Source organism: Streptomyces sp. NPDC024017 (assembly GCF_040638895.1).
Classification (GTDB): domain Bacteria; phylum Actinomycetota; class Actinomycetes; order Streptomycetales; family Streptomycetaceae; genus Streptomyces.
Map to the genome: position 1 here is coordinate 243,792 of NZ_JBEZYZ010000004.1, position 26,471 is coordinate 270,262.

A 26,471-nucleotide genomic window follows, 5' to 3' on the forward strand; every position below is an offset into this window, starting at 1 on the left:
CGTCCAGGCTGCTGACCGAAGCTGACAACCCCGGCGCCGGTTTCCTGTCGCCTTGGCTGCCGTCGTACCCGTGAGTCACTGATCAGACTGGTGGATCCGCTACCCAAGGCAACGAGGGGGACCCACCCAATGAACGGCTCGCGCATCGCCGCCGTCGGCCACTACCAGCCCGCCAAGGTACTCACCAACGAGGACCTGGCGGGCCTGGTGGACACCAGTGACGAGTGGATCAGGAGCCGGGTGGGCATCCGCACGCGCCACATCGCCGGGCCCGACGAGCCGGTCGACGAGCTGGCCGCCCACGCCGCCGCCAAGGCCCTCGCGGCGGCCGGGCTGACCCCGGCGGACATCGATCTGGTGCTGGTCGCCACCTCCACCGCGGTCGACCGCTCGCCCAACACGGCCGCTCGGGTCGCGGCCCGCCTGGGCATCCCGCAGGCCGCCACCATGGACCTCAACGTCGTGTGCGCCGGCTTCACCCACGCCCTGGCCACCGCCGACCACGCCGTCCGCGCGGGGGGCGCGAGCCGGGTGCTGGTCATCGGGGCCGACAAGATGTCCGAGGTGACCGACTGGAGCGACCGCAGCACCTGCGTGCTCGTCGGTGACGGGGCGGGGGCCGCGGTGGTGGAGGCCGCGGGCGAGCCGGCCATCGGGCCGGTGCTGTGGGGCTCGGTGCCCGAGATGGGCAACGCGGTGCGCATCGAGGGCACCCCGCCGCGCTTCGCCCAGGAGGGGCAGAGCGTCTACCGCTGGGCCACCACGCAGCTGCCGCCCATCGCGCGCCGGGCCTGCGAGCGGGCCGGTCTCGAGCCCGCCGATCTCGCCGGAGTCGTGCTGCACCAGGCGAACCTGCGCATCATCGAACCCCTCGCGGAGAAGATCGGCGCCGTCAACGCGGTCGTCGCGCGCGATGTCACCGAGTCCGGCAACACCTCGGCCGCGAGCATCCCGCTGGCCTTCTCGAAGCTGGTCGAGAAGGGGGCGGTCGTCACGGGCGACCCGGTGCTGCTGTTCGGCTTCGGCGGGAACCTGTCGTACGCGGGGCAGGTCGTGCGCTGCCCGTGAGCGGCAGGGCGGTGTGACGCGGTCAACTCCCCGAAAGCCTGGCTCTTGTGCGCCGTAGACTGTAGACGAAAGACAATCAATACTGACTCTGCGGCGATACCGGCTCGCGCCGCGCTCTGCACGGCCCTGCCGAGGAGGGGGACCGCGATGCTGTCGACAGGCCTGCCCCAAGGGGCGGTACCCAAGCTGGAACGCCCGGGTCCGCTGCGCGACCGTGTCTACGAGGCGCTGCTCGAACTCATCACCACCCGTGCGCTGCAGCCCGGCCAGCATCTCGTCGAGAGCGAACTCGCCGGGCATCTCGGGGTCTCCCGGCAGCCCGTGCGCGAGGCGTTGCAGCGGCTCAACACCGAGGGGTGGGTCGATCTGCGGCCCGCCCAGGGCGCGTTCGTGCACGAGCCGACGGAGGAGGAGGCCGACCAGCTCCTCACGGTCCGCACGCTCCTGGAGGCCGAGGCGGCCCGGCTCGCGGCGGCCAACGCGAACAGCGCGGGCATCGCCGACCTGGAAGCGCTGTGCGCGGAGGGCGAGAAGGCCGTCGAGGCCGACGACGTGGACGGGGCCGTCGCCATGAACGCCCGGTTCCACGCCAAGATCATGGAGCTCGCCGGCAACGCGGTCCTCGCCGAACTCGCCGCCCAGGTCGACCGGCGCGTGCGCTGGTACTACACGCCCGTGGCCCGCCGGCGCGGCCACCAGTCCTGGATCGAGCACCGCGAACTGATCGCCGCGGTCGCCGACCGGGACGAACAGCGCGCCACGCAGCTGATGCGCGCACACACGGAGCACACGCGCCGCTCGTACCACGCGCGGGCGCGTTCCTAGGTCCGGACACGACCCACGGCCTCAGTCGGCCGTCAGTACCGCCTGGGTCTGCGTCGTCCGGCCCACCAGGATGCCGGCCTCGTCGCGCGGGTCCGTGGGCGCGGCGGCTATGCGCGCAGGTCTGTGGGCGCGGCGATGTGCGCAGGTCCGTGGGCGCGGCGTTGAGGGAGCGGCCCGGGGTTCGTCGAAGATGCTCGTCTTCGACTCGATCGTCGAAGTGCTCGCGCTGGGTGGCAGGTTGAGGAACGCGCAGACCGCGCCCGGCCGTGTCGCCGTGGACTGAGGCCAGCCTGCCTCAGCCCCTTCCCGCAGTCGATCACCTGTCAGGTAGGGCCGGGCCCTCGCCTTTGTCCTGTGAGTGGAAAAAGTCGAGGGCAATTCCTGCGCGACTTCTTCCCACTCCCGGCAGCCGCTGCTACGTTCCCTCCGAAAGCAAGCCACCGAGGTGGCGGAAAACCGGCGCGCACAGGCCGATCGAGGCGGGGAGGGGCTCGTGAGACGCATGACCGCACGACCCGGAAACGCCCACCAGGCCCGACTGCTCAAGCTGTTGCGCGACGGCGGACCCAACTCCCGTGCCCAGCTGGGCGACCAGGTCGACCTCTCGCGGTCCAAGCTCGCCGTGGAGGTGGACCGGCTGCTGGAGACGGGGCTGGTCGTGGCCGACGGACTCGCCGCCTCGCGCGGTGGCCGCCGCTCCCACAACATCCGGCTCAACCCCGAGCTGCGCTTCCTCGGCGTCGACATCGGCGCGACCTCGGTCGACGTCGCCGTCACGAACGCCGAGCTGGAGACCCTCGGGCACCTCAACCAGCCCATGGACGTGCGCGAAGGCCCGGTCGCGGTCTTCGAGCAGGTCCTCGCCATGGCCGCGAAACTGAGGGCCTCCGGGCTCGCGGAAGGGTTCGACGGTGCCGGCATCGGCGTCCCGGGCCCGGTCCGCTTCCCCGAGGGCATCCCGGTGGCACCGCCGATCATGCCCGGCTGGGACGGCTTCCCCGTGCGGGAGGCGCTCAGCCAGGAACTCGGCTGCCCGGTCATGGTCGACAACGACGTGAACCTCATGGCGATGGGGGAGCAGCACGCGGGCGTCGCCCGCACCGTCGCCGACTTCCTCTGCGTCAAGATCGGCACCGGCATCGGCTGCGGCATCGTCGTCGGCGGTGAGGTCTACCGCGGTACGACGGGCAGCGCCGGCGACATCGGGCACATCCAGGCCGTCCCCGACGGTCGCCCCTGCGCCTGCGGCAATCGGGGCTGCCTGGAGGCCCACTTCAGCGGGGCGGCCCTCGCCCGCGACGCCGTGGAAGCCGCCCAGCAGGGGCTTTCCGTCGAACTGGCCTCGCGGCTGGAGACGAACGGCGGCCTCACCGCCGTCGACGTCGCCGCCGCGGCCTCCGCGGGTGACGCCACCGCCCTCGATCTGATCCGCGAGGGCGGCAACCGCACCGGCCAGGTCATCGCCGGCCTGGTCAGCTTCTTCAATCCGGGCCTGGTGGTGATCGGCGGCGGGGTGACCGGCCTCGGCCACACCCTGCTCGCCGCGATCCGCACCCAGGTCTACCGTCAGTCGCTGCCGCTGGCGACCGGCAATCTGCCGATCGTCCTCGGGGAGTTGGGACCCACCGCCGGAGTCATCGGCGCGGCCCGGCTCATCAGCGACCACCTGTTCTCACCCGCGTAAGCGCACTTCAGCCCTTCGCCACTCCAGCACGTCAGCACGTCAGCGCCACGCTCCGCGTACCGAGCCCTGCTCTGCCCTGCCCTGAACACGCCTGCCCGACAAGCGCCCTGACACCGGCCCGCCCGCCAAGGGGAATCGCATGGCACCAGAACCACCGCTGCTCAGCATGTCCGGCATCACCAAGTCCTTCCCCGGAGTCCGGGCCCTCGACGGCGTGGACCTCGACGTCCAGGCCGGTGAGGTGCACTGCCTGCTCGGCCAGAACGGGGCCGGCAAGTCCACCCTCATCAAGGTGCTGGCCGGCGCCCACCAGCCCGACACCGGCCGCCTCCGCTGGCGTGGCGAGGAAGTGACGCTCCGCTCGCCGATCGCCGCCATGCGCCTCGGCATCGCCACCATCTACCAGGAACTCGACCTGGTGGAGCACCTGTCGGTCGCCGAGAACGTCCACCTGGGGCATGAGCCGACCGCCGCCGGGTTCGTCGTACGCGGAAAGGCGGCCAAGGCGTCAACAGCCGCTCTGCTCAAGCGACTTGGGCATGCAGAGGTCGATCCGGCCCGGCTCGTGGGGGAGCTGTCGGCGGCGCAGCAGCAGATCGTGTCCATGGCGCGGGCGCTCTCCCACGACGTGCGGCTCATCGTGATGGACGAGCCGTCCGCCGCCCTCGACCCGGACGAGGTCGACAACCTCTTCCGTATCGTCGGCGACCTCACCGCCGCCGGAGTCGCCGTCGTCTACATCTCGCACCGCCTGGAGGAGATCCGCCGCATCGGCGACCGGGTGACGGTGCTGAAGGACGGACGCGCCGTGGCGAACGGGCTCCCGGCGAAGTCGACGCCGACCCGCGAGGTCGTCGCCCTGATGACGGGCCGCAACGTCGAGTACGTCTTCCCCGACCGGCCTCTCTCCCCTCCGCCCGGCGAACCCGTCCTGAAGGTCCAAGGCCTCTCCCGGCAAGGCGAGTTCGAGCCCTTCGATCTGGAGGTCGGGCCGGGCGAGATCGTCGGCCTCGCGGGTCTCGTCGGCTCGGGCCGCTCCGAGATCCTGGAAACCGTCTACGGGGCACGCAAACCGACGACCGGTCAGGTGCTGGTCGAGGGGCGGGCCTTGAAGCCGGGAAGTGTCCGGGCGGCCGTCCGGGCCGGGCTCGGGCTCGCCCCCGAGGAACGCAAGGCGCAGGCCCTGTTGATGCTGGAGTCCGTCACCCGCAATGTGTCGGTCTCCTCCATGTCCCGCTTCTCGCGCGGCGGCTGGATCGACCGGCGCGCCGAACTCGGTGCCGCCCGGGCCGCGACCCGCGAACTGTCACTCCGGCCGGACAACCCGTCCGTGCCTGTGCGCACCCTGTCCGGCGGCAACCAGCAGAAGGCCGTCCTCGCCCGCTGGCTGCTGCGCGGCTGCCGGGTGCTGCTGCTCGACGAACCCACCCGCGGCGTCGACGTCGGCGCCCGCGCCGAGCTCTACGCGGTCATCCGCCGGCTGGCGGACGAGGGCCTCGCCGTCCTGCTGGTCTCCAGCGAGGTGCCCGAGGTGCTCGGCCTCGCCGACCGCGTGCTGGTGCTGCGCGAGGGCCGTGTCGTCCACACGGCACCCGCGCGCGAGCTCGACGAACACCGCGTACTCGACCTGGTCATGGAAGGAAGCCCGGCGTCATGACGCAGCCCGTCTCCCCGCCGCGGGACAGCAGCACCGACAAGGTGCCCCAGGCCCAGCCCCCCGCCTGGCGCGGCCTGCTGTTCCGCGCCGACGTCCGCACCCTGTCCCTGCTCGGCGTGCTCGCCGTGCTGATCCTCATCGGCGGCGTCACCAAGCCCGACGAGTTCCTCGACACCCGCAACCTGCAACTCGTCCTCACCCAGGCGTCCGTGATCGGTGTCGTCACCGTGGGGATGACCTTCGTCATCGTCTCGGGCGGCATCGACCTGTCGGTCGGCGCGATCGTCGCCCTCGCCTCCGTGTGGGCCACCACCGTCGCCACCCAGGAGTACGGCTTCGCCGGCATCCTCTTCACGGCGGTCCTCGTCGGAGTCGGCTGCGGCCTGGTCAACGGGGTGCTCATCGCCTACGGCGCCATGGTGCCGTTCATCGCCACCCTCGCCATGCTGGCCTCCGCCCGCGGCCTCGCCCTGCAGATCACCGACGGCCGGACACAGATCGTCACCGTGCCCTCCGTCCTGGACCTGGGTGAGCGCGACGCCTACGTCCTCGGCATCCCGCCCCTGGTCATGGTGTTCGCCGTCGTCACGGTCATCGGCTGGCTGGTGCTCAACCGCACCACCTTCGGACGCCGCACGGTCGCCGTCGGCGGCAACCCGGAGGCCGCCCGGCTCGCCGGCATCGACGTCCGCCGCCAGCGGCTCTACCTCTACCTGCTGTCCGGGCTGTGCTGCGGCATCGCCGCCTTCCTGCTGATCGTCCTGGCCGGCTCCGGCCAGAACACCAACGGCAACCTCTACGAACTCGACGCCATCGCCGCCGCGATCATCGGCGGCACCCTCCTCACCGGCGGCCGCGGCACCATCACCGGCTCCGTCCTCGGCGTCCTGATCTTCACCACGATCACCAACATCTTCGCCCTGAACAACCTGCAGAGCGACGTCCAGCAGATCGCCAAGGGCGCGATCATCGTCGCCGCCGTGCTGGTCCAGCGCCGTACCGCGAGCACGACCTGAGGAAAGGGTTCACCCGCCATGACCGAGATCACGAGCCGCAGAGGACTGCTCTTCGGGGCCGCCGCCGTCTCCGCCGGTGCCCTCCTCACGGGGTGCACGAGCAACGAGCCGTCCGACTCCAAGGACGAACCGGCCGGCAACGACCAGCCGGCCGCCGACGACAAGCCCGGCAAGCAGGTCACCATCGGCTTCGCCGGACCGCAGGCCGACCACGGCTGGCTCAACGCCATCAACGACAACGCCAAGAGCCGCGCCGAGAAGTACTCCGACGTCACCCTGGAGATCACCGAGGGCTCCAACGACACCGCCCAGCAGATCGGCCAGATCGAGACCCTCATCAACAAGAAGGTCGACGTCCTGGTCGTGCTGCCCGCCGACGGCAAGGCCCTCACCCAGGTCGGCCTGAAGGCGATGCGCGCCGGCATCCCGGTCGTCAACCTCGACCGGATCTTCAACACACCGCAGGCCTACCGCTGCTGGATCGGCGGTGACAACTACGGCATGGGCCTCAACGCCGGGCACTACATCGGCGAGAAGCTCAAGGGCAAGTCCGGCGCCCGCGTCATCGAACTGGCGGGCCTGGACAACCTGGAGCTCACCAAGCAGCGCACCCAGGGCTTCGACGACGCCCTGAAGAACTACCCCAACATCAAGAAGGTCGCCCGGCAGGCCGCCGAGTTCACCGTCGAGTCCGGGCAGGCCAAGATGGCCCAACTGCTCCAGGCCCAGTCGAAGTTCGACGCCCTGTGGAACCACGACGACGACCAGGGCGTGGGCGCGCTGCGCGCCATTGAGCAGGCCGGACGCGACGACTTCCTGATGGTCGGCGGGGCCGGCGCGCTCTCCGCGTTCCAGGCCATCAAGCAGGACGACGGCGTACTCAAGGCGACCGTGCTGTACCCGCCGACCATGGCCGCCTCCGCGATCGACCTCGCCCGCGCCCTCGGCCAGAGCAAGGGCATCGGCGGCCTGGCCGAGTTCGAGATCCCGTCGTCGCTCACGCTCTACTCGGCCGTCGTCGACAAGACCAACGTCGACCAGTACATGTCCACCGGCTTCAAGTGATCCACCCCGCACCCCCCACGTGCGCCACCCCGACCAGGACGAGGAGGACACCCGAATGGGACAGCCGCAGCAGCCGTCGGAAGGGACCGAGAAAGGCAAGCCACCCCTGCGCGTGGGGATGGTGGGCTACGCCTTCATGGGCGCCGCCCACTCCCAGGGCTGGCGCACCGCGGGCCGCGTCTTCGACCTGCCGCTGAACCCCGTGCAGGCCGTGATCTGCGGCCGGAACGCCGCCGCCGCCCGCGCGGCGGCCGACCGGCACGGCTGGGCCGACACCGAGACCGACTGGCGGGCCCTCGTCGAACGGGACGACGTCGACCTCGTCGACATCTGCACCCCCGGCGACAGCCACGCCGAGATCGCCCTGGCCGCCCTGGCCGCCGGCAAGCACGTCCTGTGCGAGAAACCCCTCGCCAACACCGTCGAGGAAGCCACCTCGATGGCGCTGGCGGCCGAAGAGGCCCACGCACGGGGCCAGGTGGCGATGGTCGGCTTCAACTACCGCCGGGTGCCCGCCACCGCCCTGGCCCGCCGCATGGTCGCCGAGGGCCGCCTGGGCAGGCTGCGGCACGTGCGCGTGACGTACCTCCAGGACTGGCTGGTCGACCCCCAGTTCCCGCTGACCTGGCGGCTGCGCAGGGAGCAGGCCGGCTCGGGCTCGCTCGGCGACCTGGGCGCGCACATAGTCGACCTCGCGCAGTACCTGGTGGGGGAGACGCTGGCGGGCGTCTCCGCGCTGACGGAGACCTTCGTACGGGAACGGCCCCTGCCCACCGGCGCGACGAGCGGACTGTCCGCCGTCACGTCCGCCGGCTCCGGCCAGGTCACCGTCGACGACGCCGCCCTGTTCACGGCCCGCTTCCCCTCCGGCGCCCTCGCCTCCTTCGAGGCGACCCGCTACGCCACCGGCCGCAAGAACGCCCTGCGCATCGAACTCAACGGGGAGCGCGGCTCCCTCGCCTTCGACCTGGAACGGCTCAACGAGCTGTCCTTCCACGACGGTACGGAGCCCGGCGCCGAAGCGGGCTTCCGCCGCATCCTCGTCACCGAACCCGACCACCCCTACCTGGACGCCTGGTGGCCGCCGGGCCACGGCCTCGGCTACGAGCACACCTTCGTCCACCAGGCCCGCGACCTCGTCCACGCCATCGCCGAGGGCCGCCGCCCCGAACCCTCCTTCGCCGACGGGCTGCAGGTGCAGCGCGTGCTCGCGGCGGTCGAGGAGAGCGCCGAGAAGAACTCCGTCTACACGCCGATCGCGGTCTGAGGAGGCCACGAGGATGCCGCGCACCTTCACCCTGTTCACCGGCCAGTGGGCGGACCTGCCCCTGGAGGAGGTCTGCCGCCTGGCCCGCGACTTCGGCTACGACGGCCTGGAACTCGCCTGCTGGGGCGACCACTTCGAAGTCGACAAGGCGCTCTCCGACCCCGGGTACCTCGACGGCCGCCGGGCGCTGCTCGACAAGTACGGCCTGAAGTGCTGGGCCATCTCCAACCACCTGGCCGGCCAGGCCGTCTGCGACGCCATCATCGACGAACGCCACCAGGCGATCCTGCCCGACCGGATCTGGGGCGACGGCGACGCGGAAGGCGTACGGCAGCGGGCCGCCGCCGAGATCAAGGACACCGCGCGGGCCGCGGCCGCCTTCGGCGTCGACACCGTCATCGGGTTCACCGGCTCCGCCATCTGGCACCTGGTCGCCATGTTCCCGCCCGTCCCCGACGCGATGATCGAGCGCGGCTACCAGGACTTCGCCGACCGCTGGAACCCGATCCTGGACGTCTTCGACGCCGAGGGCGTGCGGTTCGCGCACGAGGTCCACCCCAGCGAGATCGCCTACGACTACTGGACCACCCAGAGGGCCCTCGACGCCGTCGGCAGGCGCCCCGCCTTCGGCCTCAACTTCGACCCCAGCCACTTCGTGTGGCAGGACCTCGACCCGGTCGGCTTCCTCTGGGACTTCCGCGACAGGATCTACCACGTCGACTGCAAGGAGGCCCGCAAGCGCCTCGACGGACGCAACGGCCGGCTCGGCTCCCATCTGCCCTGGGGCGACCCGCGGCGCGGCTGGGACTTCGTCTCCGCCGGGCACGGCGACGTCCCCTGGGAGGACGTCTTCCGGATGCTGCGCTCCATCGACTACCAGGGGCCGATCTCGGTCGAGTGGGAGGACGCCGGCATGGACCGGCTCCAGGGGGCCCCCGAGGCCCTGACCCGGCTGAAGGCCTTCGATTTCGAGCCGCCCAGCGCGTCCTTCGACGCCGCGTTCAACAGCTGAATCACGTACCCGGCGCAGGTCGGGGACGGGGACCGGCACCACCGCCGGTCCCCCCTCCGACCTGCTCGGATCCTGCTTTGTCCTGAAGTAGGAGAAAGCCCTGCCGATCCTGACGCAAGGGGTGTTCGCCCCGCACGGACACGGTTACCGTCCTTGATGTGTTCAGGACACATGCACCTCCGGGGTGACGGCGCACCCCGGCGCCCGCACCGCACGCTTCGCACCCACCCCGTACGGCCCACCCCGTTCCCGGAGGGACTTCGTGCACAGAACCAGACTCAGAAGCATTCGCACCCCCAGGCGGCCCAGGCTTCGCACCACCGTCGCCCTGTTCACCGGCCTGCTCCTCGCCGTCGGCACCCCGGCCACCGTCGCCGGAGCCCACCCCGGCCACCCGGAGCACGACGAACCGGCAGCCGCCGAGGGCCAGTTCCAGCAGGTGCCGCTCGCCAAGGGAGAGCCCGAGACGGGCGAGCCGATGTCGCTCGCCGTGCTCCCGGACCGCAGCGTCCTGCACACCGCGCGCGACGGCACGCTGCGCCTCACCGACCAAGGCGGCGTCACCAAGGTCGCCGGCAAGATCCCCGTCTACACCCACGACGAGGAAGGCCTCCAGGGCGTCGGTATCGACCCGGACTTCAAGAACAACCGGGCGATCTACCTCTACTACGCCCCGCCGCTCGACACCCCCGCGGGCGACGCCCCGGAGACCGGGACCGCCGAGGACTTCAAGAAGTTCGACGGCGTCAACCGCCTCTCCCGCTTCGTGCTGAACGCCAACGGCACGCTGAACATGTCCAGTGAGAAGAAGGTCCTGGACGTCGCGGCCTCCCGGGGCATCTGCTGCCACGTCGGCGGCGACATCGACTTCGACGCGGACGGCAACCTCTACCTGTCGACCGGGGACGACACCAACCCCTTCGCCTCCGACGGCTACACCCCGATCGACGAACGCGAGGGCCGCAACCCGGCCTTCGACGCCCGCCGCAGCGCCGGCAACACCAACGACCTGCGCGGCAAGATCCTGCGCATCAAGGTCGCCGAGGACGGCTCGTACACCGTCCCGCAGGGCAACCTCTTCGCCCCGGGCACCGAGAAGACCCGCCCCGAGATCTACGCGATGGGCTTCCGCAACCCGTTCCGGATGAGCGTCGACGACAAGACCGGCACCGTCTACGTCGGCGACTACGGCCCCGACGCCGGCGCCGCCGACCCCAAGCGCGGCCCGGGCGGACAGGTCGAGTTCGCCAAGGTGACCAAGCCGGCCAACTTCGGCTGGCCCTTCTGCACCGGCGACAACGACGCCTACGTCGACTACGACTTCGCCACCAAGGAGTCCGGCGAGCCCTTCGACTGCAACGCCCCGAAGAACACCTCGCCGTACAACACGGGCCTGGTCGACCTGCCGCCCGCGCAGGCCGCCTGGATCCCGTACGACAACGGCTCCGTCCCCGAGTTCGGCTACGGCTCCGAGTCCCCGATGGCCGGCCCGGTCTACCGCTACGACCCCGAGCTCGACTCCAGCGTGAAGTTCCCCGAGGCGTACGACGGAGACTTCTTCGCCGGTGAGTTCGGCCGCCGCTGGATCAAGCGCATCGAGCAGAACGCGGACGGCTCCGTAGCGAAGATCAACGACTTCCCGTGGACCGGCACCCAGATCATGGACATGGAGTTCGGCCCCGACGGAGCGCTGTACGTCCTCGACTACGGCGTGTCCTGGTTCCAGGGCGACGAGAACTCCGCGCTGTACCGGATCGAGAACGCCGAGGACGGCTTCTCGCCGATCGCCGAGGTGAGCGCCGACAAGACGTCCGGCGCGGCCGGCCTGAAGGTCACGTTCACCGGCTCCGCCAAGGACGCCGACTCCCCGAACCTCACCTACAGCTGGGACTTCGGCGACGGCACCAAGGGCGAGGGCCTCAACCCCACCCACCGGTACAAGAAGATCGGCACCTACAGCGCCACCCTCACCGCCAAGGACCCCGAGGGCAACACCGGCAACGCCAGCGTCCGGATCGTGGTCGGCAACACCGAGCCCAAGGTGAAGATCGACATCCCGGGCAACGGCGCCCTGGCCGAATTCGGCAAGCCCGTCCCGTTCAAGGTGACCGTCACGGACCCCGAGGAGACGGTCGACTGCTCCAAGGTCAAGGTCGTCTACAGCCTCGGCCACGACTCCCACGCCCACGAGCTGACCAGCGAGATGGGCTGCGAGGGCACCCTGACACCGCCCCCCGGCGACGGCGGCCACGACCCCAACGCCAACATCTACGGCGTCGTCGGCGCCGGCTACACCGACGGCGGCGCCAACGGTCAGGAGGCCCTGACCGGCACCGCCCGCACCGTGCTCCAGCCGCTGCACCGCCAGGGCGAGCACTTCACCACCCAGTCGGGCGTGGCGGTCATCGACAAGACCGGCGCCAACGGCGGCAAGACCGTCGGTGACATCAACGACGGCGACTGGATCTCCTTCACCCCCTACCGGTTCGACGGGCAGAAGAAGATGACCGTGCGGGCCTCCTCCGGCGGCGCCGGCGGCTTCATCGAGCTGCGCACCGGCTCGCCCGACGGACCGCTGCACGGCTCCGCCTACATCCCGCCGACCGGCAGCTGGGAGACGTTCCAGAACGTCGACGTGCCCCTGCGGTCACTGCCGAAGAAGACCACGGACATCTACCTGGTCTTCAAGGGCGGCGAGGGCGCGCTGTTCGACGCGGACGACTTCGAGTTCTCCAAGGAGCCGTTCAAGGGCGGCAAGAAGGTCCTGGTCTTCTCCAAGACCGCCGGCTTCCGGCACGACTCCATCCCGGCGGGCATCACCGCCCTGAAGGAGCTCGGCGGCCCGGCCGGCATCACCGTCGACGCGACCGAGGAGACCAAGCAGTTCACCACGGCCAACCTCGCCAAGTACGACGCGGTGGCCTTCCTGTCCACCACGGGTGACGTCCTCAACGCCGAGCAGCAGAAGGCGTTCGAGAACTACGTGGCGGGCGGCGGTGGATACATGGGCATCCACGCGGCTGCCGACACCGAGTACGACTGGGCGTTCTACGGCGGCCTCGTCGGCGCGTACTTCGACTCGCACCCGGCCATCCAGAAGGCCACCGTCCGCGTCGAGGACCACGACCACCCGTCGACCGCGCACCTGGACGACGCCTGGGAGCGCACCGACGAGTGGTACAACTACCGCACCAACCCGCGCGAGCAGGCCAAGGTCCTCGCCACCCTGGACGAGACCACCTACCAGGGCGGCACCATGAAGGGCGACCACCCGATCGCCTGGTGCCAGAGCTACGGCGGCGGCCGCTCCTTCTACACCGGCGGCGGCCACACCAAGGAGTCCTACGCCGACGAGGCCTTCCGCGCCCATCTGCTCGGCGGCCTGCAGTACGCCACCGGCCAGGTGAAGGCGGACTGCAAGCCGAGCAAGGACTACCGGAAGATCTTCAACGGCCAGACCCTGGACGGCTGGAAGCAGGCCGGCCCCGGCAAGTTCGCCGTCAAGGACGGCGTGATGGAGTCCGAGGGCGGCATGGGCCTGCTCTGGTACCAGGCCAAGGAGCTGAAGTCGTACTCCCTCAAGCTCGACTGGAAGATGCAGGGCGACGACAACTCCGGGATCTTCGTGGGCTTCCCCGCCTCCGACGACCCCTGGTCCGCGGTGAACAAGGGCTACGAGATCCAGATCGACGCCACGGACGCACCCGACCGCACCACGGGCTCCGTCTACTCGTTCAAGTCGGCCGACATCAAGGCCCGTGACCAGGTTCTGCGGCCGCCCGGCCAGTGGAACTCCTACGAGATCAAGGTCCAGGGCGAACGCCTCCAGGTGTTCCTCAACGGAGTCAAGATCAACGACTTCACCAACAAGGACCCCCAGCGGAGCCTGACCGACGGCTACATCGGCCTCCAGAACCATGGCGCCGACGACCAGGTCTCCTTCCGCAACATCCAGTTGAAGGAACTGCCCGTCAAGGGCGACTGAACGGCGGCGGGCGGGGGACGCCGGACCCCCGCCCGCCGTCTCCGTACCCCCCCAGGGCTCGCGCACGATCAGGAGGCTGCCCATGTCCGCGTCCCTCTCCCGACCGCGTGTGGGGGTGTGGCTGATCGGAGCCCGAGGCTCCGTCGCCACCACCGTCGTCACGGGGTGCGCCGCCGTCACCGCGGGACTGCACCCGCCCACCGGCATGGTGTCCGAAACGCCGGCGTTCACCGACAGCGGCCTGCCCGCCCTGTCCGACCTCGTCTTCGGCGGCCACGACACCCTCGACTGCCCCCTGCCCAAACGCGCCGAGACCCTGACCGCCGGCGGGGTCCTCCCACCCGGCGTCGCCCCCGCCGTCGCCGCCGAACTCGCCGCCGCGGACCGTGAGATCAGGCCCGGCGGCCCCGCTCCCGGGGACACCAGAAGCGAGGCCGAGCTGATCACGGCCTTCGCCGACGACATACGCGACTTCGTCCGACGCCACGAACTGGAGCGAGCCGTAGTGGTGAACGTCGCCTCCACCGAGCCCGCCTCCCAGGGCCCCGGCGCCCCGCTGCCGGCCAGCACCCTGTACGCACTGGCGGCCCTGCGCGCGGGCTGCCCCTACGTCAACTTCACCCCGTCCGAGGGCATGCACCACCCCGTCGCCGCCCGCGAGGCCGAACGGAGCGGCCTGCCCCACGCCGGCCGGGACGGCAAGACCGGACAGACCCTGCTGCGTGCCGTGCTGGGCCCGATGTTCGCGCAGCGGGCGCTGAGGGTCCGGGCCTGGTCCGGCACGAACCTGCTGGGCGGCGGCGACGGCGCGGCCCTCGCCGACCCGGCCGCAGCGGCGGCGAAGAACGCCGGCAAGGAACGCGTCCTCGCCGACACCCTCGGCACCGTCCCCGAGGGCGAGGTGCACATCGACGACGTCCCGGCCCTCGGCGACTGGAAGACCGCCTGGGACCACATCGCCTTCGACGGTTTCCTCGGCACCCGCATGATCCTCCAGACCATCTGGCAGGGCTGCGACTCGGCGCTCGCGGCACCCCTCGTGCTGGACCTGGCCCGGCTGACCGCCCGCGCCCACGAGGCAGGGCTGTCCGGCCCGCTCGGCGCACTCGGCTTCTACTTCAAGGATCCGGTGGGGGACGGGCCCCCGGGGCTGTCCGAGCAGTACGAGGAACTGGTCCGGTTCGGGCGGAGCCTTGCGCGGGCCGACGGAACGGGCCGTGGCCCGCGGCCGGTGAGGGACTCCGAGGAGACGGGGGAAGCCCCGTGACGCTGCGCAACAGCCCTTGCGGAGGCCCCGGCGGCACGCCCGCAGCCGACGCGGACACCGCCGGCGACCCGGTCCCCGGCCCCTGCACCGACCGCCCTCACCGGAGCCGCGCCTGGGCCGAACTCCTGCGCCTGCCCGCCCTGTTCAGTGTCCCGGGGGACGCCCTGGCCGGTACTGCCGCGACCGGCTCGTCACCCAACTCCCGCACCCTGCTCGCCATCGGCTCCTCCCTCTGCCTGTACGAGGCCGGCATGGCCCTCAACGACTGGGCGGACCGCGACGTGGACGCCGTCGAACGCCCGCACCGCCCCCTGCCCTCCGGCCGCATCCGGCCGGCCGCCGCACTCACGGCGGCCTGCGCCCTCACCGGCGCCGGACTGGCCCTGGCCGTGGGTGCGGGCCGCCCGGCCCTGGCCGTCGCCGCACCCCTGGCGGCCACCGTCTGGGCGTACGACCTCGGCCTGAAGCGCACGCCCGCCGGACCCGTGGCCATGGGCGCGGCCCGGGGCCTCGACCTGCTCCTGGGAGCCGCTGCCACCACCGGCCGTATGCGCGAGGCCCTGCCCTCCGCCGCCCTCCTCGGCACCCACACCCTGGCCGTCACGACGGTCTCCCGCCAGGAGGCCCAGGGCGGCTCACCCCTGCCACCCCTGGCGGCCCTCGCGACGACGGCCCTGCTGGCCCGACTGGTGACGCGCCCCTCCGCGGGGCCGATGAGAGGCCACCGGCAGACGACCGCCCTCGGGCGGACGGTCCCCCGAGCTGCCCGGCGCCCCGAGCAGGAGTCCGGCGCCCTGCTCACCACCGCCCTCGCGGCCGCCTACGCCGTGACGACCACCCGCCCCTACTTCCACGCCACCCTGAACCCCTCACCCCCTCTCACCCAACGTGCCGTCGGCGCCGGCATCCGCGCCACCATCCCCCTCCAGGCCACCCTCGCCGCCCGCTCCCGGGGCACGGCCACCGCACTCCTCATCGCCGCCCTCGCGCCGCTCGGAGCCCGGTCCGCGAAGAAGGTGAGCGTCACATGAGCCCCGAAGCCCGGACCCCCGAGAACGGTGCGGCGGCGTCACGAACACCTGGCACCCAGGTGGCTGCCTCGCCGGACGGCACCGGCGCCCGGCCCGCGAGCGGTGCGGCGGTCTCACGAGCGCCCGGTGCTCGGGTGGCCACCGCGTCTGCCGGCACCGGTGCCCGGCCTGCGAGCGGTGCGGCGGTCTCACGAGCGCCTGGTGCCCGGGTGGCCACCGCGTCTGCCGGCACCGGTGCCCGGCCTGCGAGCGGTGCGGCGGTCTCACGAGCGCCCGGTGCCCGGGTGGCCACCGCGTCTGCCGGCACCGGCGCCCGGCCCGCGAGCGGTGCCGTGGTCTCACGAGTCCCCGGCTCCCAGGTCGCCGCCTCGCCCCACCCCAACAGGGCCCAGCCCGGCGCCCTCCCTTCCCTCCGCTTCGGCTACGGCACCAACGGTCTCGCCGATCTCCGGCTCGACGACGCCCTCTCCCTCCTCACCGACCTCGGCTACGACGGCGTCGGACTGACCCTCGACCACATGCATCTCGACCCGCTCGCCCCCGACCTCGCCGCCCGCACCCGCCGGGTCGCGCACCGGCTGGACGCGCTCGGGCTGGGCGTCACCATCGAGACAGGGGCCCGCTATGTGCTCGACCCGCGCCGCAAGCACGGCCCGTCCCTGCTGGACCCCGACCCCGACGACCGAGCCCGCCGCGCCGACCTCCTCGTCCGGGCCGTCCGGGTGGCCGCCGACCTCGGCGCCCACGCGGTCCACTGCTTCAGCGGTGTCGTCCCGGAGGGCACCGACACGGACACCGCGTGGAAACGCCTCGCCGAGACCCTGGCCCCCGTCCTGGAGGCCGCTGACTCCGCGGGCATCCCGCTCGCCGTCGAGCCCGAGCCGGGGCATCTCCTCGCCACCCTGGCCGACTTCCACCGCCTCCGCAGCGCCCTCGGCGACCCCGAACCCCTCGGCCTCACCCTGGACATCGGCCACTGCCAGTGCCTCGAACCCCTTTCTCCGGCCGACTGCGTACGGGCCGCCGCCCCCTGGCTGCGGCACGTCCAGATCGAGGACATGCGGCGCGGCGTCCACGAGCACCTCCCCTTCGGGGACGGGGAGATCGACTTCCCGCCGGTCCTGGCGGCCCTCGCCGCCACCGGCTACCAGGGCCTGACCGTCGTCGAACTGCCCCGCCACTCCCACGCCGGCCCTCACTTCGCCGCGCACTCCCTCCCGTTCCTCCGCCACGCCGAGCGGACCGCGGCCACCATGCCGCCCGGCCCCGCTCCGGCCCTCCAGCAGGCCGCGCCACCCCACGGCGCTCCCTCCGCCACCCCTGAAGGGAGCAGCAGATGACCCACCCCCGCGCCACGCCCGCGGCGAGAACCGAGAGCGCCCAGGACGCCCCGAGCACCAGAACCCACACCGGCCGACCCACCCCGGGCACCGCCACCACCACCCACCCCTCCCTCACAGACCTGCGCCACCACCTCTCCACCCACCTCGAACCAGCCGCCCGCACCTGGCTCGACCACGCCCTCGACGAGGCCGCCGCCCACCCCGGCCTCCACGGGCCGATCTCCGTATGGGAGCTGCGCCTCGCCGAAGCCGGCCGACGCTGCGGTCCCGCGCACGCCGACGCCGCACGTGTCCTCATCCTCGACGCGGCCCGCGCCGGCATCGACGCCCTCACCCGGGTGTACTTCCAGGGCACGGCCGACGAGCGCCGAGCCGTTCTGCACGCCCTGCCCCACCTCGTGTCCGGCCCGGGCGCCCTCCCGCTGATCGAGGACGCCCTGCGCACCAACGACACCCGGCTCCTCAGCGCCGCCGTCGGCCCCTACGCCGCCCGGCACCTGACCGCCCACCACTGGCGCCACGCCGTGCTGAAGTGCCTGTTCACCGGCGTCCCCGTCGACCACGTGGCGGACCTGCCCCGGCGCGCAGCCGGCGACGGCGAACTCGCCCGGATGCTGGGCGACTACGCCGCCGAACGCACCGCCGCCGGCCGCGCCGTCCCCGAGGACCTGTACCGCGTCCTGGACCTGACCGAGTCCGTCACCCCGGCCCCCGGCACGGACCACCCCCACGGCAAGGAGTCCTGATGCGCATCTTCGATCCCCACATCCACATGACGTCCCGGACCACCGACGACTACGAGGCCATGTATGCCGCCGGTGTCCGCGCCGTCGTCGAGCCGTCCTTCTGGCTCGGCCAGCCGCGCACCTCGCCCGCCTCCTTCCGTGACTACTTCGACTCCCTCCTCGGCTGGGAGCCCTTCCGCGCCGCCCAGTACGGCATCGCCCACCACTGCACGATCGCCCTCAACCCCAAGGAGGCGAACGACCCGCGCTGCCTGCCCGTCCTCGACGAGCTGCCGCGGTATCTCGTCAAGGACAACGTCGTGGCGGTCGGGGAGATCGGCTACGACTCGATGACCCCCGCCGAGGACACCGCCCTCGCCGCGCAGCTCCAGCTGGCCGCCGACCACGGCCTGCCCGCCCTCGTGCACACCCCGCACCGCGACAAGCTCGCCGGGCTGCACCGCACCCTCGACGTCGTCCGGGAGTCCGCACTGGCCCCGGACCGGGTCCTGGTCGACCACCTCAACGAGACCACCGTCAAGGAGGCCAGGGACAGCGGCTGCTGGCTGGGCTTCTCCGTCTATCCGGACACCAAGATGGACGAGGAGCGCATGATCGCGATCCTGCGCGCCTACGGGACCGAGCAGGTCCTGGTGAACTCCGCCGCGGACTGGGGAAAGAGCGACCCCCTCAAGACCCGCAAGGTCGGCGACCTGATGCTGGCCGAGGGCTTCGACGCGGACGACGTCGACCAGGTGCTGTGGCGCAACCCCGTCGCCTTCTACGGGCTCAGCGGCCGCCTGAACCTCGACGTCACCGGCACGGAGACCACTCACGAGGGCAACTCCATCCTCCGCGGCGCCCCGAAGGACCCGCACGAGCCGGACAACGGCCCCGGCAGGCCGGCCCGCGTCCCCGCCGCGGAGGCGTGAACCATGCGCTTCCGCCACCCCGACGGCTCCACCGTCCACCTCGCCTACTGCACCAACGTCCACCCCGCCGAAACCCTCGACGGCGTCCTCGCCCAGCTCCGCGACCACTGCGAACCCGTCCGACGCCGCCTGGGCCGCGACCGCCTCGGCATCGGGCTGTGGCTGGCCAAGGACGCCGCCCACGCCCTCGTCACCGACCCCTCCGCGCTGCGCAAGCTGCGCACCGAGCTCGACCGGCGCGGCCTCGAGGTCGTCACCCTCAACGGCTTCCCCTATGAGGGCTTCGGCGCCGAGGAGGTCAAGTACCGCGTATACAAGCCGGACTGGGCCGACCCGGAGCGTCTCGACCACACCACCGCCCTGGCCCGCGTCCTCGCCGGGCTCCTCCCCGACGACGTCACCGGCGGGACCATCTCCACCCTGCCCCTCGCCTGGCGCACCGCCTACGACGACGAACGCGCGGAGACCGCACGCACCGCGCTGCGCGCCCTCGCCGAACGCCTCGACGCCCTCGAGGAACTGACCGGCCGCTCCATCCGCATCGGACTGGAACCTGAACCCGGCTGCGTCGTCGAGACCACCCGCGACGCCATCGCCCCGCTCACCGCGATCGGCCACGACCGCATCGGCATCTGCGTCGACACCTGCCATCTCGCCACCTCCTTCGAAGATCCGCACACCGCCCTGGACGCGCTCGCCGCGGCCCGCGTCCCCGTCGTCAAATCGCAGCTCTCCGCCGCCCTGCATGCCGAGCACCCCCATCTCCCCGAGGTACGCGAAGCCCTCGCCGCCTTCGCCGAACCCCGCTTCCTGCACCAGACCCGTACGGCGACCGCCGCCGGCCTGCGCGCCACCGACGACCTCGACGAGGCCCTCGCCGGACACGCCCTGCCGGACGCCTCACCCTGGCGCGCCCACTTCCACGTCCCCCTGCACGCGGCCCCCGCCGCACCCCTCACCTCCACCCTCCCGGTCCTGCAATCCGCACTGACCCGGCTCGTCGGCGGCCCGGCCCCGCTCACCCGCCACCTGGAGGTCGAGACCTACACCTGGCAGGCCCTCCCGCCCGACCTGCGCCCCAAGGGCCGCACCCAGCTCGCCGAGGGCATCGCCGCCGAACTCACCCTCGCCCGCGACCTGCTGACGGACCTCGGCCTGAAGGAGCTGCCATGAGCACCGGCACCCCCGAGCACCCCGACCCGGCCGCCACGGACCGCCCCACCCCGCTCCTCGTCCTCGACGTCGTCGGCCTCACCCCCCGTCTCCTCGACCACATGCCCCACCTCAAGGCGCTCGGCCAGTCCGGCTCCCGCGCACCGCTGGGCACCGTGCTGCCCGCCGTCACCTGCGCCGCCCAGTCCACGTTCCTCACCGGCACCATGCCCTCGGAGCACGGCATCGTCGGCAACGGCTGGTACTTCCGTGAACTCGGCGACGTCCTCCTGTGGCGCCAGCACAACGGGCTCGTGGCCGGTGACAAGCTCTGGGACGCCGCCCGCCGCGCCCACCCCGGCTACACCGTCGCGAACATCTGCTGGTGGTACGCCATGGGCGCCGACACCGACATCACCGTCACCCCCCGCCCGGTCTACTACGCCGACGGCCGCAAGGAACCCGACTGCTACACCCGGCCGGCCGCCCTGCACGACGAACTCACCGACAGACTCGGCACGTTCCCCCTGTTCCACTTCTGGGGCCCCGGAGCCGACCTCGTCTCCAGCCGGTGGATCATCGACGCGACCCGCCACATCATCCGCACCCGGCACCCCGACCTGACGCTCTGCTACCTCCCCCATCTCGACTACGACCTGCAGCGCTTCGGCCCCGACGACCCGCGCTCCCTCAAGGCGGCCGCCGACCTGGACACCGCCCTCGCCCCGCTGCTGGACGACGCCCGCGCCGAGGGCCGTACCGTCGTCGCCCTGTCCGAGTACGGCATCACCCGGGTGAACCGGCATGTCGACATCAACCGCGCCCTGCGCCGGGCCGGCCTGCTGGAGGTGCACACACAGGACGGCATGGAGTACCTCGACCCGATGGCGTCCCGTGCCTTCGCGGTGGCCGACCACCAGATCGCCCACGTCTATGTGCGCCGCCCCGAGGACCTCGATGCCACCCGGGCCGCCCTCGACGGCCTGCCCGGCATCGCCCAACTCCTGGACGACGAGGGCAAGAAGACCCACCATCTCGACCATCCGCGCGCGGGCGAACTCGTCGCCGTGGCGGAACCGGACGCCTGGTTCACGTACTACTACTGGCTCGACGACGACCGCGCGCCCGACTTCGCGCAACTCGTCGAGATCCACCGCAAACCCGGCTACGACCCGGTCGAACTCTTCATGGATCCCCTCGACCCGTACGTCAAGGTCAAGGCGGCCACCGCACTGGCGCGCAAGAAACTCGGCATGCGCTACCGCATGGCGGTCGTGCCCCTGGACCCCTCGCCTATTCGCGGCAGCCACGGCCGCCTTCCGGCGAGCGACGACGACGGTCCGCTCCTCATCTGCTCCACCCCCCGCGCTGTCGGCGACCGCGTCGCGGCCACCGATGTGAAGTCACTGCTGCTCCGACTCGCCGGTCTCACCTGAGGTCATGACCCTCAGTACCCGACTGGTCACAAGTGAAGCACTCACCACTGACAACGCCCCGCGATCACGAGGAGTTCCACGCATGAGCCGCTTCTCCCAGCCCGACCCCGAACTCACCCACCGCCTCAGCAGACGAGGCATGCTGGGCGTGGCCGCCGGTGCCACCGCAGCCGCCCTGCTCGGCGCCGCGGCCCCCGCCACCGCCGCCACCGGCAACGCCGCGGCCGCCACCGCGTCCGGCGCCAAGGGCCGCGGCCGCCCCGTCCTGCCGCCCGGCCGCCTCGGCATCCAGCTCTACAGCCTGCGCGACAAGGTCTCCACCCTCGGCTTCGGCCCCGTCTTCGCCGAGCTGGAGAGGTACGGCTACGACGAGGTCGAGTTCGCCGGATACACCCAGGGCTCGGCCGGCCCCATCACGCTCGCCCAGCTCAAGCGGCTGGCCCGCAACCACGGCCTCAACCCGATCGGCAGCCACGTCGGCTACTACTCCGACGACCCGAACGCCTACACCTTCGCCCAGAACCTCACCAAGGTCCTCGACGACGCCCAGGCCCTCGGCCTCAAGCACATCGGCACGGCCGCCGGCCCGTTCCGCTACGGCTCGACCGTCGACGCCTGGAAACGCGCCGCCGAGGACTTCAACACATACGGAGCGGCGGCGAAGGCCCGGGGCATGAAGTTCTACCAGCACAACCACTCCGAGGAGTTCTCCTTCGCCACCGACAACCCCAAGGTCCGCCTCTACGACATCCTGCTCAAGGAGACCGACCCCGACCTCGTGTACCTGGAGATGGACATCTACTGGGCGTACGTCGGCCAGTTCCGCTTCTCCAAGCGGCCCGACGGCACGCCCGCGCCGTTCGAGCCGCTGAACTACGTCCTGCGGCAGCCCGACCGGTACCCGCTCTTCCACGTGAAGGACGGCGAGAGCGACCCGTCGAACCCGTACGGCTACCGCATGACCGACGTCGGCGACGGCGACATCGACTACCAGCGGTTCATCTCCGCGGTGACCCGGCTGCGCGGCCACCGCATGGCCCACCACTGGCAGGCCGAGCACGACAACCCCGCCGAGTCCTTCACGTTCGCGCGCCGCTCCAGCGCGCACCTGCACTCCTTGCGGGAGAAGTGCTGACGATCCCGGAAACGTGAGGAGGCCCTTCCCCAGTTGGGGGAAGGGCCTCCTCACGTGGGGACGGTCAGCCCACGGGCCGCGTCCGGCCCGGGACGTCCCAGCCCGTCCCGCCGAGGCGGTGGACGCGGGGGTGGCGGTCGGTCGTTCGACGATGGGGACGGTGCACGGCGGACGGTGCTAACGGTCCGCGTGCCGCGGTCGGATCCGACGTCATGTCAGGTCGTGTCCTCGCCGAGCGGTTGCGGGTTGGGGGAGATGCGGCCCGTCTTCCTGTCACGTCCCGGCGGGGTCAGGAACACCGCCACGCAGCCGGCGAAGAGGGAGATGGAGCCGGCCAGGATGAAGGCACCGGAGTGCCCCCAGGCACCGACGACCACGGCACCCATGCCGGCGCCCAGGCCGGAGACGAGCTTGGCGCTATAGACCATGCCGTAGTTGGACGCGTTGTTGTTCTCACCGAAGTAGTCGGCGGTGAGTGCCGCGAACATCGGGAAGATGGCGCCGCCGCCGAAGCCGGAGATCGAGGAGAAGACCAGGAACAGCGGAAGGTTCTCGGCGTTCGCCGACCAGAGGATGCCGTACTGGGACAGGCCGAGGATCACGCACACGACGAGCAGGCACCGCTTGCGGCCGTACAGGTCGGAGAGCCAGCCGATGACACCGCGGCCGGTGCCGTTGACGATGGCCTTCAGCGACATGGCCGTGGCGACGATCCCGCCCGCGAATCCGGCCTCCTCGCCGATCTCCACCTGGAAGGCGATACCGAAGATGTTCACGCCGGACGTACAGGCCAGGCAGAACCACATCACGGCCACCCGGCCGGTCTTCCACGCCTCCTTGGGGGAGTACTGGCGCACCGCCGGCGGGTTCATCCGCAGCGAGCGGGCCGCGCGCGGGTCGTCCGGCGGGTTCAGCGGGTCGATCGTGGAGGGCCACCAGTTCTTCGGCGGGTCTTTGAAGAAGTAGCCGGAGCAGGCGACCATTCCGGCCAGGAACACACCCACCGAGACCAGCACCCAGCGGAAGTTCGTCAGGTCCATGTAGCCGTTGAAGAGGAAGACGAAGGGCACCGATCCGTAGGCGAAACCGCCGTTGACGAAGCCGGTCTTGCCGCCCTTGCGCTCCGGGTACCACTTGCCGACCATGTTGACGCAAGTGGCGTACACCATGCCCGCGCCCATGCCGCTGAACATGCTGAAGCCGATGTAGGCGAAGACCACGTGCGGCGCGAAGGCGAGGGACAGGTAGCCCAGCAGCGTGCCGGTGGCGCCGAGCATCATGGCCCAGCGGGCCGGCAGTTTCCCGCTCTCACGCAGCTTGCCCGCGGGGAAGGCCACCGCGGCCTGGAAGAAGACCCAGACGGTCATCATCCAGAAGATGTGCATGCTGTTCCAGCTGTGTGCCGTGTGCAGGGTGTCCTCGGCGGACGCGAACGCGTACTCGGCGGAGGAGATGCCCATCATGCCGATCCAGGGCAGGATCACCATCCATTTGCGCTTGCGCCCCATGATGTCGATGTCGGTCTCACCGAGGCGGTAGACGCGACCGTTCGCGTCGGTGACCTCCCGGTAGGGAACCGTGGTGGGCAGATCGGTCGTTGTCATGTCGTGTCGCACCCCTTGCGTCGAAAGATCTGGCCAGCGCCCCCTGTCCCATGCCTTTCGTGCGCGTGCGGGTCCCGGGGCCGGCCGACGCGCACCGTCGGCCGACCCCCCGCTCACTCACCTCATGTCCCGCCCCCCAGCCGTCCCGCCTCCCGTGCCCAGCGGTACTTCGCGCCGAGCACGGCCACCGGCTTCTCGGTCGTGTACGGGTACGCCACGACCCCGCGCTCGAAGAGGTACTGGCAGGCCTCCTCGACCTCCACGTCCCCCGCGAGCGACGCCACCACGGGCTTCTCGATCCCGCGCTCCCGGAACTCGGCCACCACACGCGCGGTGAGCTCCGCGAAGACCATGGGAGGAGTGACGATGGTGTGCCAGTAGCCGAGGACCAGCGCGTGGATGCGCTCGTCCTCCAGACCCAGCCGGATCGTCGCCTCGTACGTCGACGGCGGCTCGCCCCCTGTGATGTCCACCGGGTTGCCCGCGGCCCCGAAGGGCGGGATGAACTTCCGGAACGCCTCGTCCAGGTCCGGCGGGATCTCCATCAGCGACAGGCCGTTGTCCGTCACCGCGTCGGAGAGCAGCACACCACTGCCGCCGGCGCCCGTGATGATCACGACGTTGTCGCCCTTGGGTGCGGGCAGCACCGGCAACGCGCGCGCGTACTCCAGCATGTCGTTCAGTCCCGGCGCCCGGATCACCCCGGCCTGCCGCAGGATGTCGTCGTACACGGCGTCGTCACCGGCCAGGGCACCGGTGTGCGAACCGGCCGCCTTGGCACCCGCCGCCGTCCGCCCGGCCTTCAGCACGACCACCGGCTTCTTCGGCACGGTCGCCCGCGCCGCCTCCACGAAGGCGCGGCCGTCCTTGAGGTCCTCCAGGTGCATCGCGATGCAGTCGGTGTGCGGGTCCTCACCGAACCAGGTCAGCAGGTCGTCCTCGTCCAGGTCCGACTTGTTGCCGAGTCCGACGATCGCCGACACACCCGTCTTGGTGGTGCGCGCGAAGCCCAGGATGGCCATCCCGATGCCGCCCGACTGCGAGGTCAGCGCCACCCCGCCCTTGACGTCGTACGGCGTGCAGAACGTGGCACACAGGTCCTGCCAGGTCGAGTAGTAGCCGTAGATGTTCGGCCCCAGCAGCCGTACGCCGTGGCGTTCGGCGATCGCCACGATCTCCGCCTGGAGTTCGTGCTCGCCGGTCTCCGCGAACCCGGAGGGGATCAGCACGGCGTTGGGGATCTTCTTGCGTCCCACCTCCTCCAGGGCCGAGGCCACGAACTTTGCGGGGATCGCGAAGACCGCCACATCCACCTCACCGGGAACGTCCGTGACACTCTTGTACGCCTTGCGGCCCAGAATGTCATCGGCCTTGGGATTCACCGGATGGATCTCCCCGGCGAACCCTCCGTCGACGAGGTTGCGCATCACCGAATTGCCGATCTTGCCCTGCTCGTTGGAGGCGCCGATCACGGCGACCGAGCTCGGCTGCATCAGCCGGCGCATCGAGGTGAGGATCTCGTCGCGCGAGTACTTCCGGCGCGGCGCCGGTTGCGACTCGGCGAGGATCACCCGGATGTCGGCCGCGACGGCCCCCTCCGCCGTCGCGATCACCGGGTTGAGGTCCACCTCGGCGATCTCGGGGAAGTCCGCGACGAGTTGGGACACCCGGCGGATCTGCTCGGCGACGGCCCACCGGTCCACGCCCGCCTGGCCGCGCACCCCGCGCAGGATCTCCGCCGAGCGGATCGAGTCCAGCATCGACAGCGCCTCGTCGGCGTCCACCGGCGCGAGCCGGAAGGTGACGTCCTTCAGGACCTCGACCAGCACCCCGCCGAGACCGAAGGCGACCACCTTCCCGAACGTCGGGTCCGTGACCGCGCCGACGATGACCTCCTGCCCCTTGGGCAGCAGCTCCTGCACCTGCACGCCCGAGATGCGGGCATCGGCGTCGTACGCACGCGCGTTGTCGATGATGGTGTGGAACGCGGCCCGCACGTCGGTCGCGCCCTCGACCCCGACGATCACTCCGCCGGCGTCGGTCTTGTGCAGGATGTCGGGCGAGACGATCTTCATCACGACGGGCCCGCCGAAACGCGCCGCGAACGCCACGGCCTCGTCGACGTCCGTCGCCAGTTCCTCGCCCGGTACGGCGATCCCGTACGCGTCGGCGATCACCTTGCCCTCGGGCGCGGTCAGCGCGGTCCGTCCCTCGGCCCGCACGGACTCCAGGAGGGACCGCACCCGCAGGACCCGGTCTTCCGCCAT

The 26,471-nt window shown here is 71.4% G+C and carries 19 protein-coding genes; 17 read left to right on the forward strand and 2 right to left on the reverse strand.

Translation table 11 applies throughout. The annotated features are described in order from the left end of the window. Positions 1-129: 129 nt before the first annotated feature. The 17 genes from AB0G20_RS12475 to AB0G20_RS12555 all read left to right on the forward strand — a co-directional run bounded on the left by AB0G20_RS12475 (position 130) and on the right by AB0G20_RS12555 (position 22,600). Positions 130-1,068, forward strand: coding sequence for a beta-ketoacyl-ACP synthase III (locus AB0G20_RS12475; RefSeq protein ID WP_361299967.1), 939 nt, complete (start codon positions 130-132; stop codon positions 1,066-1,068). Between the two features lie 147 nt (positions 1,069-1,215). Further along, positions 1,216-1,893, forward strand: a complete 678-nt coding sequence (locus tag AB0G20_RS12480) for a GntR family transcriptional regulator (RefSeq protein WP_248501635.1) — start codon at positions 1,216-1,218, stop codon at positions 1,891-1,893. A gap of 502 nt (positions 1,894-2,395) precedes the next feature. Beyond that, the gene (locus tag AB0G20_RS12485; RefSeq protein ID WP_361299971.1) at positions 2,396-3,577 is read left to right on the forward strand and encodes an ROK family transcriptional regulator; all 1,182 of its coding nucleotides are present in this window, start codon (positions 2,396-2,398) and stop codon (positions 3,575-3,577) included. Positions 3,578-3,716: 139 nt separating this feature from the next. Continuing rightward, positions 3,717-5,234, forward strand: a complete 1,518-nt coding sequence (locus tag AB0G20_RS12490) for a sugar ABC transporter ATP-binding protein (protein ID WP_361299974.1) — start codon at positions 3,717-3,719, stop codon at positions 5,232-5,234. Then, positions 5,231-6,250 carry an ABC transporter permease gene (locus tag AB0G20_RS12495; RefSeq protein ID WP_361299977.1) on the forward strand — a complete coding sequence of 340 codons (1,020 nt, stop codon included), beginning with the start codon at positions 5,231-5,233 and terminating at the stop codon, positions 6,248-6,250. The genes AB0G20_RS12490 and AB0G20_RS12495 overlap by 4 nt, the downstream gene beginning before the upstream one ends. Before the next feature lie 18 nt (positions 6,251-6,268). Continuing rightward, positions 6,269-7,315, forward strand: coding sequence for a substrate-binding domain-containing protein (locus tag AB0G20_RS12500; protein WP_142157362.1), 1,047 nt, complete (start codon positions 6,269-6,271; stop codon positions 7,313-7,315). Between the two features lie 55 nt (positions 7,316-7,370). Continuing rightward, positions 7,371-8,582 (forward strand): Gfo/Idh/MocA family oxidoreductase, encoded by a 1,212-nt coding sequence (locus AB0G20_RS12505; RefSeq protein ID WP_361299979.1) that lies wholly within the window; start codon positions 7,371-7,373, stop codon positions 8,580-8,582. A 13-nt stretch (positions 8,583-8,595) separates the two neighbouring features. Next, complete coding sequence (locus tag AB0G20_RS12510; RefSeq protein WP_361299982.1) at positions 8,596-9,594, forward strand: sugar phosphate isomerase/epimerase family protein; 999 nt, start codon at positions 8,596-8,598, stop codon at positions 9,592-9,594. Between the two features lie 262 nt (positions 9,595-9,856). Then, complete coding sequence (locus AB0G20_RS12515) at positions 9,857-13,579, forward strand: ThuA domain-containing protein (RefSeq protein ID WP_361299985.1); 3,723 nt, start codon at positions 9,857-9,859, stop codon at positions 13,577-13,579. An 82-nt stretch (positions 13,580-13,661) separates the two neighbouring features. Next, a complete protein-coding gene (locus AB0G20_RS12520; RefSeq protein ID WP_361299988.1) occupies positions 13,662-14,846 on the forward strand; it encodes an inositol-3-phosphate synthase in 1,185 nt (394 codons plus the stop codon). Next, positions 14,843-15,877: an SCO3242 family prenyltransferase gene (locus AB0G20_RS12525; RefSeq protein ID WP_361299991.1), complete on the forward strand. Its 1,035-nt coding sequence runs from the start codon at positions 14,843-14,845 to the stop codon at positions 15,875-15,877. Before AB0G20_RS12520 ends, AB0G20_RS12525 begins: the two co-directional genes overlap by 4 nt. Before the next feature lie 332 nt (positions 15,878-16,209). Beyond that, positions 16,210-17,217 carry a sugar phosphate isomerase/epimerase family protein gene (locus tag AB0G20_RS12530; protein WP_361300924.1) on the forward strand — a complete coding sequence of 336 codons (1,008 nt, stop codon included), beginning with the start codon at positions 16,210-16,212 and terminating at the stop codon, positions 17,215-17,217. Continuing rightward, positions 17,214-17,966, forward strand: coding sequence for an EboA domain-containing protein (locus AB0G20_RS12535; RefSeq protein ID WP_361299994.1), 753 nt, complete (start codon positions 17,214-17,216; stop codon positions 17,964-17,966). The genes AB0G20_RS12530 and AB0G20_RS12535 overlap by 4 nt, the downstream gene beginning before the upstream one ends. Next, the gene (locus AB0G20_RS12540) at positions 17,966-18,877 is read left to right on the forward strand and encodes a TatD family hydrolase (RefSeq protein WP_361299997.1); all 912 of its coding nucleotides are present in this window, start codon (positions 17,966-17,968) and stop codon (positions 18,875-18,877) included. Before AB0G20_RS12535 ends, AB0G20_RS12540 begins: the two co-directional genes overlap by 1 nt. Before the next feature lie 3 nt (positions 18,878-18,880). Next, positions 18,881-20,050: a metabolite traffic protein EboE gene (gene eboE, locus AB0G20_RS12545; RefSeq protein ID WP_361300000.1), complete on the forward strand. Its 1,170-nt coding sequence runs from the start codon at positions 18,881-18,883 to the stop codon at positions 20,048-20,050. Next, positions 20,047-21,465 (forward strand): nucleotide pyrophosphatase/phosphodiesterase family protein, encoded by a 1,419-nt coding sequence (locus AB0G20_RS12550; RefSeq protein WP_361300003.1) that lies wholly within the window; start codon positions 20,047-20,049, stop codon positions 21,463-21,465. The genes eboE and AB0G20_RS12550 overlap by 4 nt, the downstream gene beginning before the upstream one ends. An 82-nt stretch (positions 21,466-21,547) precedes the next feature. Continuing rightward, entirely contained in the window at positions 21,548-22,600 is a 1,053-nt protein-coding gene (locus AB0G20_RS12555; RefSeq protein ID WP_361300006.1) for a sugar phosphate isomerase/epimerase, read from the forward strand. 215 nt (positions 22,601-22,815) lie between these two features. Here AB0G20_RS12555 and AB0G20_RS12560 read toward each other — a convergent pair whose 3' ends face one another. Together AB0G20_RS12560 and AB0G20_RS12565 are read right to left on the reverse strand one after the other, a co-directional pair. After that, the gene (locus AB0G20_RS12560; RefSeq protein WP_361300009.1) at positions 22,816-24,204 is read right to left on the reverse strand and encodes an OFA family MFS transporter; all 1,389 of its coding nucleotides are present in this window, start codon (positions 24,202-24,204) and stop codon (positions 22,816-22,818) included. 122 nt (positions 24,205-24,326) lie between these two features. Then, positions 24,327-26,471: an acetate--CoA ligase family protein gene (locus tag AB0G20_RS12565; RefSeq protein WP_361300012.1), complete on the reverse strand. Its 2,145-nt coding sequence runs from the start codon at positions 26,469-26,471 to the stop codon at positions 24,327-24,329.

Coding starts and splice junctions, on each gene's coding strand:
- AB0G20_RS12555 (WP_361300006.1), top strand. CDS start 21,548: ATGAGCCGCTTCTCCCAGCCCGACCCCGAACTCACCCACCGCCTCAGC.
- AB0G20_RS12560 (WP_361300009.1), bottom strand. CDS start 24,204: ATGACAACGACCGATCTGCCCACCACGGTTCCCTACCGGGAGGTCACC.
- AB0G20_RS12485 (WP_361299971.1), top strand. CDS start 2,396: ATGACCGCACGACCCGGAAACGCCCACCAGGCCCGACTGCTCAAGCTG.
- AB0G20_RS12500 (WP_142157362.1), top strand. CDS start 6,269: ATGACCGAGATCACGAGCCGCAGAGGACTGCTCTTCGGGGCCGCCGCC.
- AB0G20_RS12490 (WP_361299974.1), top strand. CDS start 3,717: ATGGCACCAGAACCACCGCTGCTCAGCATGTCCGGCATCACCAAGTCC.
- AB0G20_RS12475 (WP_361299967.1), top strand. CDS start 130: ATGAACGGCTCGCGCATCGCCGCCGTCGGCCACTACCAGCCCGCCAAG.
- AB0G20_RS12510 (WP_361299982.1), top strand. CDS start 8,596: ATGCCGCGCACCTTCACCCTGTTCACCGGCCAGTGGGCGGACCTGCCC.
- AB0G20_RS12565 (WP_361300012.1), bottom strand. CDS start 26,471: ATGGCGGAAGACCGGGTCCTGCGGGTGCGGTCCCTCCTGGAGTCCGTG.
- AB0G20_RS12520 (WP_361299988.1), top strand. CDS start 13,662: ATGTCCGCGTCCCTCTCCCGACCGCGTGTGGGGGTGTGGCTGATCGGA.
- AB0G20_RS12495 (WP_361299977.1), top strand. CDS start 5,231: ATGACGCAGCCCGTCTCCCCGCCGCGGGACAGCAGCACCGACAAGGTG.
- AB0G20_RS12535 (WP_361299994.1), top strand. CDS start 17,214: ATGACCCACCCCCGCGCCACGCCCGCGGCGAGAACCGAGAGCGCCCAG.
- AB0G20_RS12505 (WP_361299979.1), top strand. CDS start 7,371: ATGGGACAGCCGCAGCAGCCGTCGGAAGGGACCGAGAAAGGCAAGCCA.
- eboE (WP_361300000.1), top strand. CDS start 18,881: ATGCGCTTCCGCCACCCCGACGGCTCCACCGTCCACCTCGCCTACTGC.
- AB0G20_RS12540 (WP_361299997.1), top strand. CDS start 17,966: ATGCGCATCTTCGATCCCCACATCCACATGACGTCCCGGACCACCGAC.
- AB0G20_RS12480 (WP_248501635.1), top strand. CDS start 1,216: ATGCTGTCGACAGGCCTGCCCCAAGGGGCGGTACCCAAGCTGGAACGC.
- AB0G20_RS12550 (WP_361300003.1), top strand. CDS start 20,047: ATGAGCACCGGCACCCCCGAGCACCCCGACCCGGCCGCCACGGACCGC.